This is a genomic window from Paenibacillus terrae HPL-003 (genome assembly GCF_000235585.1).
In the GTDB taxonomy this organism is placed as follows: domain Bacteria; phylum Bacillota; class Bacilli; order Paenibacillales; family Paenibacillaceae; genus Paenibacillus; species Paenibacillus terrae_B.
This window is the reverse complement of record NC_016641.1, coordinates 2537296-2552607: the sequence shown is the minus strand read 5'-3', so window position 1 is coordinate 2552607 and position 15312 is coordinate 2537296. Positions and strand designations below refer to the sequence as shown.

Sequence of the window (15312 nt, the reverse complement as noted above, 5' to 3'; positions counted from 1 at the left end):
CCTTTAGTTCTTTATCAATTTATTTCCCGAGAAATATCGGAAAATGCCTGTACGGCATCCTTGATATGACAATGATATGACAAATTACAATCATCTTTAGAGAAGTGAAATCACCTTACGGCCATCCAATTGGATTTTGCCTTGAGCCAGTCTGCCAACCACCTCTGGATATAACTGACGTTCCACGGATTGAATGGCTGCGGATAAAGATTCCGCTGTATCATGGTCGTGTACTTCTACGACACGCTGGGCAATAATTGCTCCAGTATCCATCCCCCCGTCCACAAAATGAACGGTAACCCCACTGACCTTGACCCCATAGGCCAATGCCTGTCCAACAGCATCTTTCCCTGGAAATGCAGGAAGTAGCGACGGATGAATATTGATGATTTTTCCGGCGTAGGCATCTACCATGACACTGGACAGCAAACGCATGTAGCCTGCTAGCACGATGAGATCAATGGATTTCTGCTCCAGCAAAGCAACCAGTTCACGCTCATAATCTTCGCGGGAAGCATATTCCTTGGGTCGAAAAGTGTGACACGCAATTCCGGCTTTCTGTGCTCTGGCTACGGCAGGAGCCGCAGGCTTGTCACAGATCAGCAGTTCCACCGTTGCCCCACCCAGCTCTTCTCGCGCAGCCGCATCCACTAATGACTGGAAATTCGTTCCTTCACCTGATGCAAAAACAGCAATCCGGTAATCGCTCATTACACCTCGGCTCCCGTAAAGGTCACGATAGAACTGCCTTCCGTTACTTTTCCGATCACATAAGCGGCTTCGCCCTGTTCTTTTAGAACTTCCAGTGCAGTCTGTGCATACTCTTCGCCTACAACGATAACCATACCAATCCCCATATTAAAGGTTGTGAACATGTCTTTGTTGGAGATTGCGCCTTTTTCCTGCATGAGCTGGAAGATCGGCAGAATCGGCCAAGCGCCGTATTCTATATCCACATTAACGTTATCCGGCAGCACTCTAGGGATATTTTCGATAAAACCGCCGCCCGTGATATGCGCCATACCTTTTACTTTTACCTTGTCCAGCAATGCCAAAACGGATTTCACATAGATTTTCGTAGGCTCCAGCAGTACATCGCCCAGTTTGCCGTTCAAGCCTTCGATTTCATCATGTAAATCATAGCCCTGCTGTTCCAATAAAAGCTTGCGAACCAGTGAAAAGCCATTGCTGTGCACTCCGCTGGAGGCCAGTCCGATAACCGTATCTCCGGGGGAAATGGAACTGCCGTTAATGATCTTGCTTTTATCTACAATCCCTACCGTGAATCCGGCAATATCATATTCGCCTTCACTGTACATCCCCGGCATTTCTGCTGTTTCACCGCCGACCAGCGCACAACCTGACTGATGGCAGCCCTCGGCGATTCCGGCAACAATGGCTTCGATTTTCTCGGGTACCACCTTGTCACAAGCGAGGTAGTCGAGAAAAAAGAGTGGCTCAGCGCCCCCGACGACAATGTCGTTCACACACATCGCAACCGCATCAATACCGATGGTGTCATGACGATCCATCGCGAAAGCAAGCTTCAGCTTCGTGCCGACTCCATCTGTACCGGAAACGAGTACAGGCTCCTCGTACTTATCCTTATTCAGGCCGAACAACGCACCGAATCCGCCCAAATCCGTCAGCACTTCGGGACGGAAGGTACGTTTGACGTGCTTTTTCATCCGTTCTACTGCTTCATTACCAGCAGCGATATCTACCCCTGCGTTTTTGTATGCTTCGGACATTCATGAACACTCCTTCAAATGATTGACCCTCCTAAGTCCTCCCTAATAGGGAGGATTCCATGGGGCTGCTCCCCCTGGCCCCCTCAAGAGTCGGTCAGATGCGTAGGGTTGGGTGCTGCTTGGTGGTTGGTTCGTGCTGTGAGTCGCGTGTTGTCCTTGTGGTTGGCGGGATTTTCCCGCCAACCACAAGGACACGCTTTAGAGCGTGGCCGCCTTTGCGGCGGCGGGCACGTCCCGGGCTGTTTGCTTCGCAAAGGCGGGGACGTGCCGGGCAAAGAAGTGAGCCGCACCGACGGCTGGCTTACTTCTTTACCCTTTGAGGCAGGCAGCTTCGCCCTGCCTGCTATTGAGCCTCGCTTCGCTGGCTCACGGACGGCTTTACGGCCGCCCGTTAAAAACTCATGGCATGAAATAGTTATGCCATGAGTTTTTAACTGCCTTTCCTATCCTCTTCCCCGTGGGAACAGAAGAGGTACAGGCACTGCTGCTGCAAAAGTGCCGCCCAGAGGAACGCAGCGGGTGGAAGGATTCTGGAGAAGCGAAGCGTTCGCCTTTGCCGCTGGATTCTAACCCTATAAGGGTTATTCCAATCCAGGAATCCAGCGGCAACAGCGATCGTAAGAACCTTCCACACGCGGAGTGGCCCCCTCAGAACCGCATCATCCCCACACCACCATGCGCCGCTGTACCTCTTTTGTTCCCCTTTTATCAACAACTACATCCGAGCTTTTCTTCACCTTTGAAATCCACTTGAGTGGGATAATCATTATCGAAGCAGGCCAGGCACAAACCGCCTTTGTAATCCTCTTCGTTATTTCCGCCTACTGCGGCGATCAAGCCCTCAGCACTCATAAAATAGAGCGAATCGGCGTTAATCTCCTGGCGGATTTCCTCAACTGTTTTGGACGACGCGATCAGTTCCCGGCGATCCGGCGTGTCGATGCCGTAGAAGCACGGGTTTTTGAAAGGCGGCGAGGTAATGCGTACATGTACCTCTAGCGCCCCCGCATCCCGCAGCATATTCACGATGCGTCGGGACGTGGTGCCCCGCACAATGGAATCGTCGATCATGATGACCCGTTTACCTTCGACAACACGGCGTACGGCGCTCAGCTTCATTTTCACACCCTGCTCGCGCAGCTCCTGACTCGGCTGGATGAAGGTACGTCCGGTGTATTTATTTTTAATCATGCCCAATTCATATGGAATACCTGTCTGCTCTGCATAACCAATCGCCGCAGAAATACTGGAATCCGGTACCCCGGTAACCAAATCGGCATCGACAAAAGCTTCCAACGCCATTTGGCTGCCCATTCTTTTACGTGCAGCATGAAGATTGGCTCCGTTCAAGTCACTGTCCGGACGGGCAAAATAAATATATTCCATCGCGCACAGTGCTTTACGATGCTTGCCTTCACTGTAGCGGTCTTCATGCAGCCCGTTTTTGTCCAGCACCAATAGCTCACCCGGCTCGATATCGCGCAACAGCTCTGCTCCAATCGTTTCCAAAGCACAGGATTCAGAAGCAAACAAATATGCATCACCCAATCTGCCCATCGTCAACGGACGCAAGCCGTTAGGATCAGACGCAACCAGCAACTTGTCGTTGGTCATAATGAGAAAAGCAAACCCGCCGACAATACGCTTCAATGCATCTTTGGCGGCCTCCACCAAATCCTTGGACGACCGAGCGATCAAATGCGCAACTACCTCCGTATCGCTTGTCGTTTGAAATATAGACCCACCCTGCTCCAGCTCATGCCGGATTTGCAAGGCATTCACGATATTGCCGTTCGTCGCTACTGCCAAATCGCCATCACGATATTTGAAAACCAATGGCTGTGCATTCGTCAGCTTACTGTCTCCACTTGTCGAGTAACGTACATGCCCTATGGCAATGTCGCCTGTTAGCGAAGCCATCAAATCTTTATTGAATACTTCTTTAACAAGGCCCATTCCACGATGATAATGGAACTCGTCGCCACTGCTCACACAGATGCCCGCACTTTCCTCTCCGCGATGCTGGAGCGCATGCAATCCGTAATATGCCAGGGAAGCAGCATCGGAGTGTCTGTACACTCCGAATACGCCGCATTCCTCTTTTAATTTATCAAAAAGCCCCTCTTTACCAGAGCCTTCATTATAATAATCTCCAGTCCACAACGTCCGTGCTGTTATTTCATCAGACATGGAATGACATCCTCCCAGATTTGCTTCAAACTGGCGACTGCCTCGTTCAAAGCGGGTTGTCCGTTCACCTCAACTGTCAATTGTGATCCTTCAACTTTTCCCAATACAGTAACCGGCACTCCCAATCCACGCAGATGTGCTTCCAGCGCAGATGCTTTATCCGGCGATGCAGATAGCAAAATGCGGGACTGACTTTCGCTAAACAAAGCATGGTCAGGACGCAAGGTCGTTTCTACGTTGACCTGTGCTCCCAATCCGCCACTAATCCCAGATTCCGCAAGCGCTACAGCCAATCCGCCCTCTGCCAAATCATGCGCGGATTGTACCAAACCTGTTTGGATGGCGCTAAGCACCGCATTCAGCAGCTTTTTCTCCACGTTCAAATCCAGCTCAGGCGGTCGTCCTTCGGAGACACCGTGTACGACAGCCTGGAACTCACTGCCTCCCAGCTCGGCCTTCGTTTCTCCTACCAGGAAAATCACATCACCTTCGGCTTTGAAGCCTTGTGTTGTAATATGATCCGTATCATGAACCAGACCTACCATACCGACTACAGGCGTCGGATAGATAGAGCCTTTAGCATTTTCGTTGTACAAGCTGACATTGCCCCCGATGACAGGTGTATCCAGTACACGGCAAGCTTCTGCCATCCCGTCTACAGCTTTTTCCATTTGCCAGAAAATATCCGGTTTTTCAGGGTTTCCGAAGTTCAGGTTATCCGTAATCGCCAACGGCTCGCCGCCGGAGCATACAATATTACGTGCTGCTTCACTGACCGCAATCCGTCCGCCTACCTCTGGATCAAGGTATACGTAACGTCCGTTACAATCCGTCGTCATGGCGAGTCCCTTGCGCGTTCCGCGCACAGTCACTACTGCTGCATCCGATCCCGGACGAACGGCCGTACTGGTGCGGACCATGTAATCATACTGCTCATATACCCATTTTTTACTGGCTACACTTGGCGAAGACAGTACCTTTTTCAACGCACCGTTCAAATCCGTCACTTCTGCATAACGAAGCGTGTCAATGGCAGCATTTTGCTCATAATAAGCAGGAACTTCGGATGGTTTGTCGTAAATCGGACACTCGTCCACCAGCGCCGTTACTGGCATATCTCCCACCACGTCACCATGATGGAACAAGCGCAAACGCCCGTCATCCGTCACCTTACCGACCTTGGCACAAATGACACCCCAACGCTCGAAAATTTCAAGCGCCTGTGCTTCATCCTTAGGTTCAACAACGAACAGCATACGCTCCTGTGATTCGGACAGCATCATTTCATAAGGCGTCATGCCTTCTTCACGCTGCGGTACCTGATCCAGATACAGCTCGAGGCCGTTGCCTGCCTTACTCGCCATTTCCGCACTGGAGCAGGTAAGTCCTGCCGCGCCCATATCCTGAATACCCAGCACAATACCGCTATCGATCAGCTCCAGGCATGATTCCATGACCAGCTTCTCCATAAATGGATCGCCTACCTGAACCGCAGTCCGATTCGCTTCGGATTCCTCGGTCAGCTCAACCGATGCGAAGGTCGCTCCGTGAATCCCGTCCCGGCCTGTCGGTGGTCCCACATAGAACACCGGGTTACCGACCCCTTTAGCAACACCACGCTGGATTTTATCATGGTCAATCAGTCCAACACACATCGCATTAACGAGCGGATTGCCTTCGTAGCTTTCATCGAATACAACCTCGCCGCCTACGGTTGGAATACCGATACAGTTTCCATATCCCGCAATACCGGATACCACATGCTCGAACAAATATTTCACGCGGTCGCTCTCCAGCTTGCCAAAACGCAGGGAGTTCAGCACCGCTACAGGTCTTGCACCCATAGAGAAAATATCACGGATGATACCGCCTACCCCTGTCGCTGCCCCCTGAAAAGGTTCCACAGCCGACGGATGGTTATGACTTTCGATTTTAAAGACAACGGCCTGATTGTCACCGATATCTACAATCCCTGCGCCTTCACCCGGTCCCATCAGAACCCGCGGACCACTCGTTGGGAAACGACGCAGCAGCGGCTTGGAGTTTTTGTAAGCACAATGCTCTGACCACATGACACTGAATACGCCAATCTCCGTATAATTCGGCTGACGTCCCATAAATTCGCAGATCAACGCATATTCGCTGTCCGATACACCCATCTGCTGATACAGTTTATGTTCGGCAACTTGCTCTGCCGTTGGTTCCTTAGCGGACACTTGCTGCGCCATGACGATCCCTCCAAGCGTTCAAAATAGATGTAAACATACGTTTGCCGTCATCCGTTCCAAGCAATGCATCCACCGCACGTTCCGGGTGAGGCATCATGCCCAGCACGTTTCCTTGTTCATTACAAATCCCTGCGATATCCGTCACGGAGCCGTTGGGATTATCTTTATACGTAAATACGATCTGGTTATTCGCCTGCAAGCGAGCCAGCGTCTCATTATCACAGTAATAGTTGCCTTCGCCGTGGGCGATCGGAATGACGATCTCTTCACCAGCAGCATAATCTTTTGTAAAAGGCGTTTCGCTATTCACAACCTTCAACACCGTATCGTGGCAACGGAACTTCATCGACAAGTTACGGCGCAAAGCACCCGGCAGCAGCCCAGCTTCAGTCAAAATTTGAAACCCGTTGCAGATACCCAAAATATATTTACCCTCGGCAGCCGCTTTGGCTACTTCCTTCATTACCGGAGCAAACCGGGAAATCGCGCCGCAACGCAGATAATCCCCATAGGAGAAACCTCCTGGAACAAGAATACAATCATAAGGCGACAGATCCGTCGCAGTATGCCAAACATAATCGACAGGTTCACCGACCGTGTCCTCTACCGCCTTATAGCAGTCAATATCACAGTTGGAGCCCGGAAAAACCAGAACTGCAAATTTCATGGAATCAGCCCTCCAGTTCGTAGCGGTAGTCTTCAATGACCGTGTTGGCCAACAGCTTTTCGCACATCTCGATGACGCGCTTTTCTGCACTCTCGCGGTCTGTTGTATCCAGATTCAATTCCATATACTTACCAATTCTGACGCTGTCGACTTCTCCGAAGCCCATAGAATGCAGTGCGCCTTGCACCGCAACCCCCTGCGGGTCCAAAACGCTTTGCTTAATCGTGACATAGACCGTTGCTTTAATCATGTTCCTTCAGTTCCTCCTCCGAATGGATGAATCCTATTGGTTGAATTATGATTACTATTTACTGTGCCGTCAGACGCCGCCAAATATCCGTATATCTTGCAGTTGTTTCTTCTACGACCTCAGCCGGCAACGGATCGGGCTTGCTGTTCTTGTCCCAACCGGATGATGCCAAATAGCTTCGTACCGGCTCCTTGTCCATGCTGTCAATTTCCACATCCAGCTCGTACTTTTCCTGCGCCCAGAAACGGGATGAATCCGGGGTGAAAATTTCGTCAATCAAAATAACCTTTCCATTAACAAGACCAAACTCAAACTTGCAATCGGCTAAAATAATTCCACGCTTCTCGCAGAAAGCACGTGCAAATTCGTACAACGCCAAGCTTTTTTCCTCCAGCTCACCTGTCAGTTGGGCCCCAACCAGCTCTTTCATCTGATGAAGGGAAATGTCCTCGTCGTGTCCAACATCATTTTTCGCAGCCGGTGTAAATAAAGGCTTGGGGAAACGCTCATTTTTACGGAGCCCCTTCGGCAATGGAATGCCGTTCACTTCGCCGTTCTGCTCATACTGACGCCAGCCGCCTCCGGTAATATATCCGCGCACCACACACTCAATATCGATGCGCTCGGCCTTCAGCGTGACCATGATCCGGTCTTTCAACAGCTCTTTATTCTGTTCGTCGATCACATGCCCGAGCTTGTTCACATCGGTATGCACAACATGGTTTTCCAACAAGTCCTTCGTCTGCTCAAACCAGAAAGCGCTGAGCTTATTCAGCACATTCCCCTTTTCCGGCACGGGCGGCTCCAACACATAATCAAAAGCCGAAATCCGATCCGTCACGACAATCAGAAAATGCTCTCCGAGATCATACAATTCACGCACCTTACCTTTGTACAAGAGCGGCGCATGGATTAGACCCTCTGCGGTGGACAATGACATTTCATTACACCTCTTTCAAAGAAGTTTGCCCCTCCTAAATCCTCCCCTCAGGGAGGACCCCCAGGGCTGCTGCCCTCGGGACTCCCGCAATGGTCGGCGCAGTGAGCAGCGGATGATGGAGTATTGTGTAAACTGGGGTGGGGCGAGCGCGTTCTGCTGGATTAAGGCTTGTTGGCACAAGTCTCATCCAGCAACGCTTTTACGTTGGTGCAGGGCGACGTTTTTACGTGCATGGCGCCGTATCAGCGTTGAAATCTGTAAGCTGCAATTTATATGCAGCTTACAGACTGAAGCTTGGCGGCCTTGCATGTCGCCTAGCCCTCGGCCTGTGGCCGTGGCTCGGCATGCCATGCGGCCGAGCATTAAGGCTTCGCCTGTTGTGCGCATGTGCTAAGACTGCGCACTTATGCGGCGGCAAGGCTTCGCTCCTTGAGCCTTGCGCGTTCTTGGGAGGGCTGCGGGCTGTTTGCTACGCAAATTCGGCAGCCCTCCCAAGAACGTTGCTTGCGATAGAAAAGCAGTGGAACACGCTTTTCCATCGCTCTCGGGAGGTGCGGCATCTTATGTGCCGCACCTTCCCCTAGTTCTGCTCCCACATGAAGGGTGGTGCTGGGTGCAGCGGAGCGGACGGAATCGTTCTGGAGAAGCGTTAGCGCTTGCCTTTGCCTCTGGATTCCAACCTTTACGGGTTTATTACAATCACAGGAATCCAGGGGCAACAGCAATCGGAAGAATGATCCGTTCGCGCAGCGGCCTCTCCAAGCGCCAGCCTTCCCTCTACTCCCCTAATCCCAGCTTTTTAAAGATCGTATCTACGTTCTTCAGATGCCAAGCCGGGTTGAACGCGTCCTCGATTTCGTCCGGGCTGAGGACAGCGGTAATTTCCGGGGTCGCCTCCACGATTTCGCGGAACTGGCGCTGCTCTTCCCATGCCTGCATCGCACGCGGCTGCACGGTATCATAGGCTTTTTCACGGCTAAAGCCCTTATCGATCAGCTTCGTCATAATACGGCCAGAGAACGGTACACCATACGTACGCGCCATATTGCGCTTCATATTTTCAGGGAATACCGTCAGGTTCTTCACGATATTGCCAAAACGGTTCAGCATGTAGTTCAACAGCATCGTTGCATCCGGCAGAATGATACGTTCTACAGAGGAATGCGAAATGTCGCGTTCATGCCACAGTGTTACGTTCTCATACGCGGATACCATATGCCCGCGAATCACACGCGCCAGACCGGAAATATTTTCGCTGCCGATTGGATTGCGTTTATGCGGCATCGCAGAGGAACCTTTTTGACCCTTCGCGAAGGCTTCTTCCACCTCACGGAATTCACTCTTTTGCAGGGCGCGGACTTCTGTTGCGAATTTATCTAACGATGTGGCTACCAGTGCCAATGTCGCCATGTACTCGGCATGACGATCACGTTGGAGCGTTTGTGTGGAGATTGGCGCAGGCTTGGTGCCCAGCTTGCGGCATACAAACTCTTCTACAGCTGGATCAATGTTGGCATACGTACCGACTGCACCAGACATTTTCCCGTACTCTACTTGGTCAGCCGCAAAGCGGAAACGTTCCAGATTGCGCTTCATTTCCTCGTACCACAAAGCCATTTTCAGACCAAACGTAGTTGGCTCTGCGTGTACCCCGTGTGTACGGCCCATCATCGGCGTGTGCTTGTAAGCCAGTGCTTTTTCCTTCAAAATTTCGATAAAATTCAAGATATCGCGCTCCAGAATTTCATTCGCCTGCTTCAACAGATAGCCCAGTGCGGTGTCCACCACATCCGTGGAGGTCAGACCGTAATGCACCCATTTGCGCTCGTCGCCAAGGCTCTCGGACACCGTACGGGTAAAAGCAATGACATCATGTCTTGTTTCCTGTTCAATTTCATAGATCCGGTCAATATCAAAGCTTGCGTTCTTACGCAGCGCCACAGTGTCCTCTTTCGGAATAACGCCCAATTCTGCCCAAGCTTCACAGGCACACAATTCTACTTCCAGCCATGCTTTAAATTTATTTTCTTCCGTCCAAATCGCTCTCATTTCCGGTCTGCTATAGCGTTCGATCATAACTATTTATTCCCCCAAATATTGGTTTGTCCAATCCATTCCAGCGCTTGCTCCGTATCCTGGCACAATAGATTAATATGTCCCATCTTTCGGCCTGGCTTGGCTTCACTTTTTCCATACAAATGCAGCTTGGGTACAACATCCAATCTTTCGGCTTCGGCATCAGGCTGCATGAACCGCTGAACCACATCCTCCAATTGCTCCCCCAGCACATTGACCATGACCACCGGAGTCAGCAGCTTCGTGCTGCCCAGCGGCAAGCCGCAAATCGCACGTATGTGCTGCTCGAATTGTGATGTCGCGCAGCCCTCCATCGTGTAATGACCGGAGTTATGCGGTCTCGGGGCCAGCTCATTGACATACAATTGCCCATTTTCGGCCACAAACATTTCTACAGCGAGCAGTCCTACCGCACCCAACGACTCGGCTACAGCCAGCGCCAGCCTGCGTGCTTCTTCCTGTACCGATTCCGATACACGCGCAGGTACGATCGACGTGTGCAAAATGTTGTTCACATGAATGTTTTCCGCAGGTGGAAAGGCTTTGGCTTCGCCGTTCGTGCTACGAGCTACGATAACTGAAATTTCACAGCGAAAGCGAATAAACTGCTCCAGCACCAGCTCCGCACCGCTACCCGCCAGTCGTTCATAGGCAGCTACGGCTTCCTCCGGTTGGCGAATGACCGCCTGCCCCTTGCCATCATAACCGCCGACCGTCGTTTTGAGCACGCACGGCACACCCAATTCAGCTACCGCTTGAACCATATCCGTAGCGCTGCTGATTTCACGATACGGAGCTACCGGAACGCCAGCCGCCTCAATAGAACGTTTTTCACGCAGACGATGCTGTGTTGTGTACAAAAGACTACTGCCCTGCGGTACACTGGATTCCTGCTCCAAAAGCGCAGCTACACCCGCATCCACATTTTCAAACTCATATGTGATCACATCGCATCGCCCAGCCAGCTCTCTGGCCGCATGCTCGTCATCATAGGCGGCACGAATCTGCTCTGACACCTGCCCGCATGGACTATCCGGTGCCGGATCCAGCGTCACAAAGCGATATCCCAGGTTTGTTCCCGCCAGCACAAGCATTCTGCCCAGTTGGCCGCCTCCCAAAATTCCAATCCTTGTACCCGGAGGACGGACGCGTCCTGCAGGTTCACATGCCTCATTCATAGCGAATCACTGCCTTCCAGCACTTCATCACGGATACGGTCGCGTCTTGCTACGACCCGCTGGCTTATCTTTTCGTCAAAAGCACCTAATATTTGTGCTGCCAGCAATCCTGCATTTGTAGCACCTGCCTTGCCGATTGCCACAGTGGCAACGGGAATACCACCCGGCATCTGCACAATCGAGAGCAGAGAGTCCAAACCATTCAGTGCCTTCGACTGGACAGGTACACCGATGACTGGCAAGGATGTCTTCGCAGCCACCATTCCCGGCAGATGAGCAGCCCCGCCCGCTCCGGCAATAATGACCTTTAATCCGCGCCCGGCGGCTTCCTCTGCAAAGCGGAACATCAAATCCGGTGTACGATGGGCTGAGACTACCTTTTTCTCATATCCGATTTCAAGCTCGTCCAGCACAGCACATGCATGTTGCATGGTGTCCCAGTCTGATGTGCTGCCCATAATAACAGCGACCTGCACTGACATGTCCTTCACTCCCTGTTTATCAGTAAGCGCCAAAAATCCGGCACTCGAAAATAACGTTATTTTCAAGACACCGGACTACGAAAAACAAACGACAAAGCCTCTCAAGGCATGCCAAAAGCAAGCCTGTTTCACCGCAACAAATGCGGCTTCAGCCGTATGCCTCCCGTAGTCCGGAAATTTAAGGTTTCCAGGTAGAAACTTCCGGGCCATATCCCCGGCATTATACGAGTCATCATTTTGCCTACTCGACCTTTAAAGATATTCTTTACAAATATAATTGTGGTCTGTTTCGGCTCAAACATGTGTACCTTATTAAATTTTACCTAAAGTTCTTTTTTTATCGACAATACACTTCATAGTTTAACAATTCCCTACACCTTATGTCAACTTGGAAACGAACATTATTAAAATCAACCAATTGAATGTTCGTGTTTGACAAAACACAAACCCTTTTCTACCCGCAAGACGGGACGATAGCTATACATTTAGCCGACTCTTTGCCTCAGACTACCATCATAGATCGGCGCTATCCTCCACAAAAAAAATAAAAGCCGGTACTTCCTATACAGGCAGTAATCCGACTTTCATTCCTTCTATTCTGTTACTTAACAACCAGCACAGGAATACGCGCATGCTGAACCACATTGTGGCTCACGCTGCCCAATACAAATTCACGAATACCACCCAAGCCACGGCTGCCGATCACAATTACATCAAAGCCATTTTCATTGGCGTAATCCAAAATAACTTCGGCTGGCGAACCTTGGATCAGCTCCACCTTGGCATCTACGCCTTGCTCAGCAAGCCGCTTTTTAGCTTCATCCGTAGTCTGCTCCGCCAAATCGTAATATTCTTTATTCACCGAAGCCGGAATTGGAGCTAAGCCTTCACCCATAAAAATTCGCGGGAAATCAAATGCCGTTATAACCTCCAGCTTTGAGGACGGTGATGCCTTGGTTAATTCAGCTGCCTTCAGCAAGGCCTTGTTGGCTGCATCCGAACCGTCATAAGCAAGCAATATTTTTGAAAATAGCATCATATACACCTCTTCCTGTTCAGTTTGTTAAATCCCATCCTGAAATATGTATTCCTTTGCACGCTTGCACAATACATTCGTGGACGCTGGAATAGCCACCTTACTCATCATTAAACATTTCTATACGAACCTAAACCCCGGCTTTACCGCAAAAAATATCCATATAGCAATGCGTTAATGAACAGCAACGCAGGAATGCCGAGTCTGAAGCTCATATGCCGTGTTTTATGGCGTTTGCGGTACATCGCAATCAGCACACCCAATGCTCCTCCGATCAGGGCCAGCAAAAACAGCGTCCGTTCGGGCACCCGATCACGATGCTTGCGCGCTCTTTTTTTATCCTCCGACATTACCAGATAGCCTACTGCATTGATAAACAGCAGCCATACGAACAAGCCTGTCTGCAATGTCTCTCCTCCTTTTATACACCGTACCAATCAGGTATTAGGGCTTATATAGCGCTCTCCCCCCATTATACCCTCGCCCCTTTTACAGAAACAATCTTCTTTTGACTGGAATAGCGCTTTGGCGGATATAGTAACGTGGTATGAGGAAAATCCTCGACTACATCTATTTTGTCTCAAAGGAGGAACTTCGATGGAAAGCACCCATGAATACGTTGAAAAACTGCGAGAAAATGCAAAAAAGGCAGAGCACAACCGTAAACGAGGAAAAGGAACTCCCAGTGCCAGCTTGCCAACCAAACAGCATACCAAAAATCCCTGATAAGGGCTCTGCCTAAGCTGTAGAACCATGTTATTAACGCATCCAATCCACTTAACCTTGTAGTTTCCTTTAATGAATTAAGACAAACTGGTCGTTCATCTCCACAGAAACAGCAAGCGGATTCCTTTTCGGCTTGCTGTTTTTGCATTTGCGTGAAGCCAAAGAAAACCTCTTGCCCCATGAAATGCACTCTATGCAAAAATCAGATAAAATGCAATAATAAAGCGATTACATTTTTAAAAAATAAATTTTAATGTCATGTTTTATAACATACATATTGACTAAAAACAATTTCATCCCCTATAATTCGTGACATTAACGCAATTCGACATTTTTATCGTCAGTTAATCTATCATTACAATTCAGGTTTTGACATTAGAGAGGAGCTTTATATGACTAACATGAAAAAAATGACGATGATTCCCCTATTGGCCGGCTTTATTCTCGGAAGTACCTTATGGAGTGGTGGATTTACGAACACTGCGGCAGCAGCCACCAGCACGACTGCACCTGCTTCTGTCTCTACGACTGCAGGCAAATCTGAAAAACCTCAAACCAACCATTTACCCAATATTAAAATACTGGCCACGGGAGGAACCATCGCAGGATCATCTGCTGTCAATACCGATACAACAGACTACAAAGCAGGCGCACTGGGTATTGAAACCTTGATTAAGGCTGTTCCTGAGATGAAAAGTATTGCCAACGTCAGTGGTGAGCAGGTTGTTAACGTAGGCAGCCCCGACATTAATAACGACATCCTCTTAAAGCTTGCCAAACGCACCAATGAACTGCTTGCCAGAGATGACGTAGATGGAGTCGTAATTACGCACGGTACAGATACATTGGAAGAAACAGCCTATTTCCTGGATCTTGTGGTTAAAAGCGATAAGCCTGTAGTTGTCGTTGGCTCCATGCGTCCAGCTACAGCGATCAGCGCCGACGGCCCTTTTAACCTCTATAATGCTGTGAAAGTCGCCGGCGCCTCAGGCTCCAAAGGGCAAGGCGTACTCGTACTGCTGAATGATCGTATTGGTGCAGCAAGGTACATCACCAAGACAAACGCGACCACAGTGGATACGTTCAAGTCCGTGGAACAGGGGTATCTGGGAGCTGTTGTCGGAGATCAAGTGTACTACTATAATAAATCTGTACGTAAGCATACAACTGCTTCCGTATTCGACATCTCCAATCTGACCGAGCTTCCACAGGTAGATATTTTATACGAATATCAAAACAACGGTCGCTATCTGTATGATGCTGCTGTAGCGGCTGGTGCCAAAGGGATCGTTGTAGCAGGTTCCGGCAATGGTTCCCTGTCCAAAGCCTCTACAGAAGGTGCAGAGGCGGCAGGTAAAAAAGGAGTCATTATCGCCCGCTCCACGCGTGTAGGAAGTGGAGTCGTATCTCCATCGACGAAAGACGCGGCATTGAACTTTGTTTCCACCGATTCGCTCAATCCGCAAAAAGCACGGATTTTGCTCATGCTCGCTTTGACCCAAACGCATGATGTGAACCAAATCCAATCCTTCTTCAATGAATACTAATAAATGAGGATTTATGAAAATTCAAATAAGCATTCTCAATGAACGATAAGATATAAAAGCCAGCTCACCAAAAAAAGGAGCAGCAGTAATGGTGATATACCGTAACTGTTGCTCCTTTTTCACAAGACAATGACAAACCTACAACTCACACAGAGCCCAATTGTCTTAGCCTTAATATAGCTTCAAGTTTAAGTTTCCCTCTCGAATAGTTAAATCTATACCATTCAATTGATAACTGTCC

15 protein-coding genes and 1 riboswitch are annotated in these 15312 nt (G+C 49.8%); of the genes, 3 read left to right on the top strand and 12 right to left on the bottom strand.

Annotation, left to right across the window (positions count from 1 at the left end):
• Window positions 1–96 precede the first annotated feature (96 nt).
• A complete protein-coding gene (purN, locus tag HPL003_RS11670; RefSeq protein WP_014279848.1) occupies window positions 97–711 on the bottom strand; it encodes a phosphoribosylglycinamide formyltransferase in 615 nt (204 codons plus the stop codon).
• Entirely contained in the window at window positions 711–1751 is a 1041-nt protein-coding gene (gene purM, locus HPL003_RS11665; RefSeq protein ID WP_014279847.1) for a phosphoribosylformylglycinamidine cyclo-ligase, read from the bottom strand. The genes purN and purM overlap by 1 nt, the downstream gene beginning before the upstream one ends.
• Before the next feature lie 138 nt (window positions 1752–1889).
• Here purM and HPL003_RS28470 point away from each other — a divergent pair, with 138 nt between their 5' ends.
• On the top strand, window positions 1890–2177 hold the full coding sequence (locus HPL003_RS28470; RefSeq protein WP_148267388.1) for a hypothetical protein: 288 nt from the start codon (window positions 1890–1892) through the stop codon (window positions 2175–2177).
• 282 nt (window positions 2178–2459) lie between these two features.
• Here HPL003_RS28470 and purF read toward each other — a convergent pair whose 3' ends face one another.
• The 10 genes from purF to HPL003_RS11610 form a co-directional block, all read right to left on the bottom strand.
• Window positions 2460–3941, bottom strand: a complete 1482-nt coding sequence (gene purF / locus HPL003_RS11655; protein ID WP_014279844.1) for an amidophosphoribosyltransferase — start codon at window positions 3939–3941, stop codon at window positions 2460–2462.
• Window positions 3926–6169: a phosphoribosylformylglycinamidine synthase subunit PurL gene (purL, locus tag HPL003_RS11650; protein ID WP_014279843.1), complete on the bottom strand. Its 2244-nt coding sequence runs from the start codon at window positions 6167–6169 to the stop codon at window positions 3926–3928. Before purL ends, purF begins: the two co-directional genes overlap by 16 nt.
• Window positions 6147–6836 (bottom strand): phosphoribosylformylglycinamidine synthase subunit PurQ, encoded by a 690-nt coding sequence (gene purQ / locus HPL003_RS11645; protein WP_014279842.1) that lies wholly within the window; start codon window positions 6834–6836, stop codon window positions 6147–6149. The genes purL and purQ overlap by 23 nt, the downstream gene beginning before the upstream one ends.
• Window positions 6837–6840: 4 nt before the next feature.
• Window positions 6841–7086, bottom strand: coding sequence for a phosphoribosylformylglycinamidine synthase subunit PurS (purS, locus tag HPL003_RS11640; RefSeq protein WP_014279841.1), 246 nt, complete (start codon window positions 7084–7086; stop codon window positions 6841–6843).
• Between the two features lie 58 nt (window positions 7087–7144).
• Window positions 7145–8026, bottom strand: a complete 882-nt coding sequence (locus HPL003_RS11635) for a phosphoribosylaminoimidazolesuccinocarboxamide synthase (RefSeq protein WP_014279840.1) — start codon at window positions 8024–8026, stop codon at window positions 7145–7147.
• Between the two features lie 777 nt (window positions 8027–8803).
• Window positions 8804–10102: an adenylosuccinate lyase gene (gene purB, locus HPL003_RS11630; protein ID WP_014279839.1), complete on the bottom strand. Its 1299-nt coding sequence runs from the start codon at window positions 10100–10102 to the stop codon at window positions 8804–8806.
• A 2-nt stretch (window positions 10103–10104) separates the two neighbouring features.
• Window positions 10105–11280, bottom strand: coding sequence for a 5-(carboxyamino)imidazole ribonucleotide synthase (purK, locus tag HPL003_RS11625; protein WP_014279838.1), 1176 nt, complete (start codon window positions 11278–11280; stop codon window positions 10105–10107).
• Window positions 11277–11762, bottom strand: coding sequence for a 5-(carboxyamino)imidazole ribonucleotide mutase (gene purE / locus HPL003_RS11620; RefSeq protein WP_014279837.1), 486 nt, complete (start codon window positions 11760–11762; stop codon window positions 11277–11279). The genes purK and purE overlap by 4 nt, the downstream gene beginning before the upstream one ends.
• Window positions 11763–11908: 146 nt before the next feature.
• Window positions 11909–12010, bottom strand: a riboswitch (purine riboswitch).
• A 353-nt stretch (window positions 12011–12363) separates the two neighbouring features.
• Window positions 12364–12798 carry a universal stress protein gene (locus HPL003_RS11615; protein ID WP_043922641.1) on the bottom strand — a complete coding sequence of 145 codons (435 nt, stop codon included), beginning with the start codon at window positions 12796–12798 and terminating at the stop codon, window positions 12364–12366.
• 143 nt (window positions 12799–12941) lie between these two features.
• The gene (locus tag HPL003_RS11610; RefSeq protein WP_010348778.1) at window positions 12942–13205 is read right to left on the bottom strand and encodes a DUF1294 domain-containing protein; all 264 of its coding nucleotides are present in this window, start codon (window positions 13203–13205) and stop codon (window positions 12942–12944) included.
• A gap of 190 nt (window positions 13206–13395) precedes the next feature.
• Here HPL003_RS11610 and HPL003_RS27500 point away from each other — a divergent pair, with 190 nt between their 5' ends.
• Both HPL003_RS27500 and HPL003_RS11605 read left to right on the top strand, forming a co-directional pair.
• Window positions 13396–13524 (top strand): DUF4023 family protein, encoded by a 129-nt coding sequence (locus tag HPL003_RS27500; protein WP_007428828.1) that lies wholly within the window; start codon window positions 13396–13398, stop codon window positions 13522–13524.
• 392 nt (window positions 13525–13916) lie between these two features.
• Window positions 13917–15071, top strand: a complete 1155-nt coding sequence (locus HPL003_RS11605) for a type II asparaginase (protein ID WP_043922375.1) — start codon at window positions 13917–13919, stop codon at window positions 15069–15071.
• Window positions 15072–15312: the final 241 nt, after the last annotated feature.

Coding starts and splice junctions, on each gene's coding strand:
- purS (WP_014279841.1), bottom strand. CDS start 7,086: ATGATTAAAGCAACGGTCTATGTCACGATTAAGCAAAGCGTTTTGGAC.
- purM (WP_014279847.1), bottom strand. CDS start 1,751: ATGTCCGAAGCATACAAAAACGCAGGGGTAGATATCGCTGCTGGTAAT.
- purB (WP_014279839.1), bottom strand. CDS start 10,102: ATGATCGAACGCTATAGCAGACCGGAAATGAGAGCGATTTGGACGGAA.
- HPL003_RS11635 (WP_014279840.1), bottom strand. CDS start 8,026: ATGTCATTGTCCACCGCAGAGGGTCTAATCCATGCGCCGCTCTTGTAC.
- purN (WP_014279848.1), bottom strand. CDS start 711: ATGAGCGATTACCGGATTGCTGTTTTTGCATCAGGTGAAGGAACGAAT.
- HPL003_RS11605 (WP_043922375.1), top strand. CDS start 13,917: ATGACTAACATGAAAAAAATGACGATGATTCCCCTATTGGCCGGCTTT.
- HPL003_RS27500 (WP_007428828.1), top strand. CDS start 13,396: ATGGAAAGCACCCATGAATACGTTGAAAAACTGCGAGAAAATGCAAAA.
- purF (WP_014279844.1), bottom strand. CDS start 3,941: ATGTCTGATGAAATAACAGCACGGACGTTGTGGACTGGAGATTATTAT.
- purQ (WP_014279842.1), bottom strand. CDS start 6,836: ATGAAATTTGCAGTTCTGGTTTTTCCGGGCTCCAACTGTGATATTGAC.
- purK (WP_014279838.1), bottom strand. CDS start 11,280: ATGAATGAGGCATGTGAACCTGCAGGACGCGTCCGTCCTCCGGGTACA.
- purL (WP_014279843.1), bottom strand. CDS start 6,169: ATGGCGCAGCAAGTGTCCGCTAAGGAACCAACGGCAGAGCAAGTTGCC.
- purE (WP_014279837.1), bottom strand. CDS start 11,762: ATGTCAGTGCAGGTCGCTGTTATTATGGGCAGCACATCAGACTGGGAC.
- HPL003_RS11615 (WP_043922641.1), bottom strand. CDS start 12,798: ATGCTATTTTCAAAAATATTGCTTGCTTATGACGGTTCGGATGCAGCC.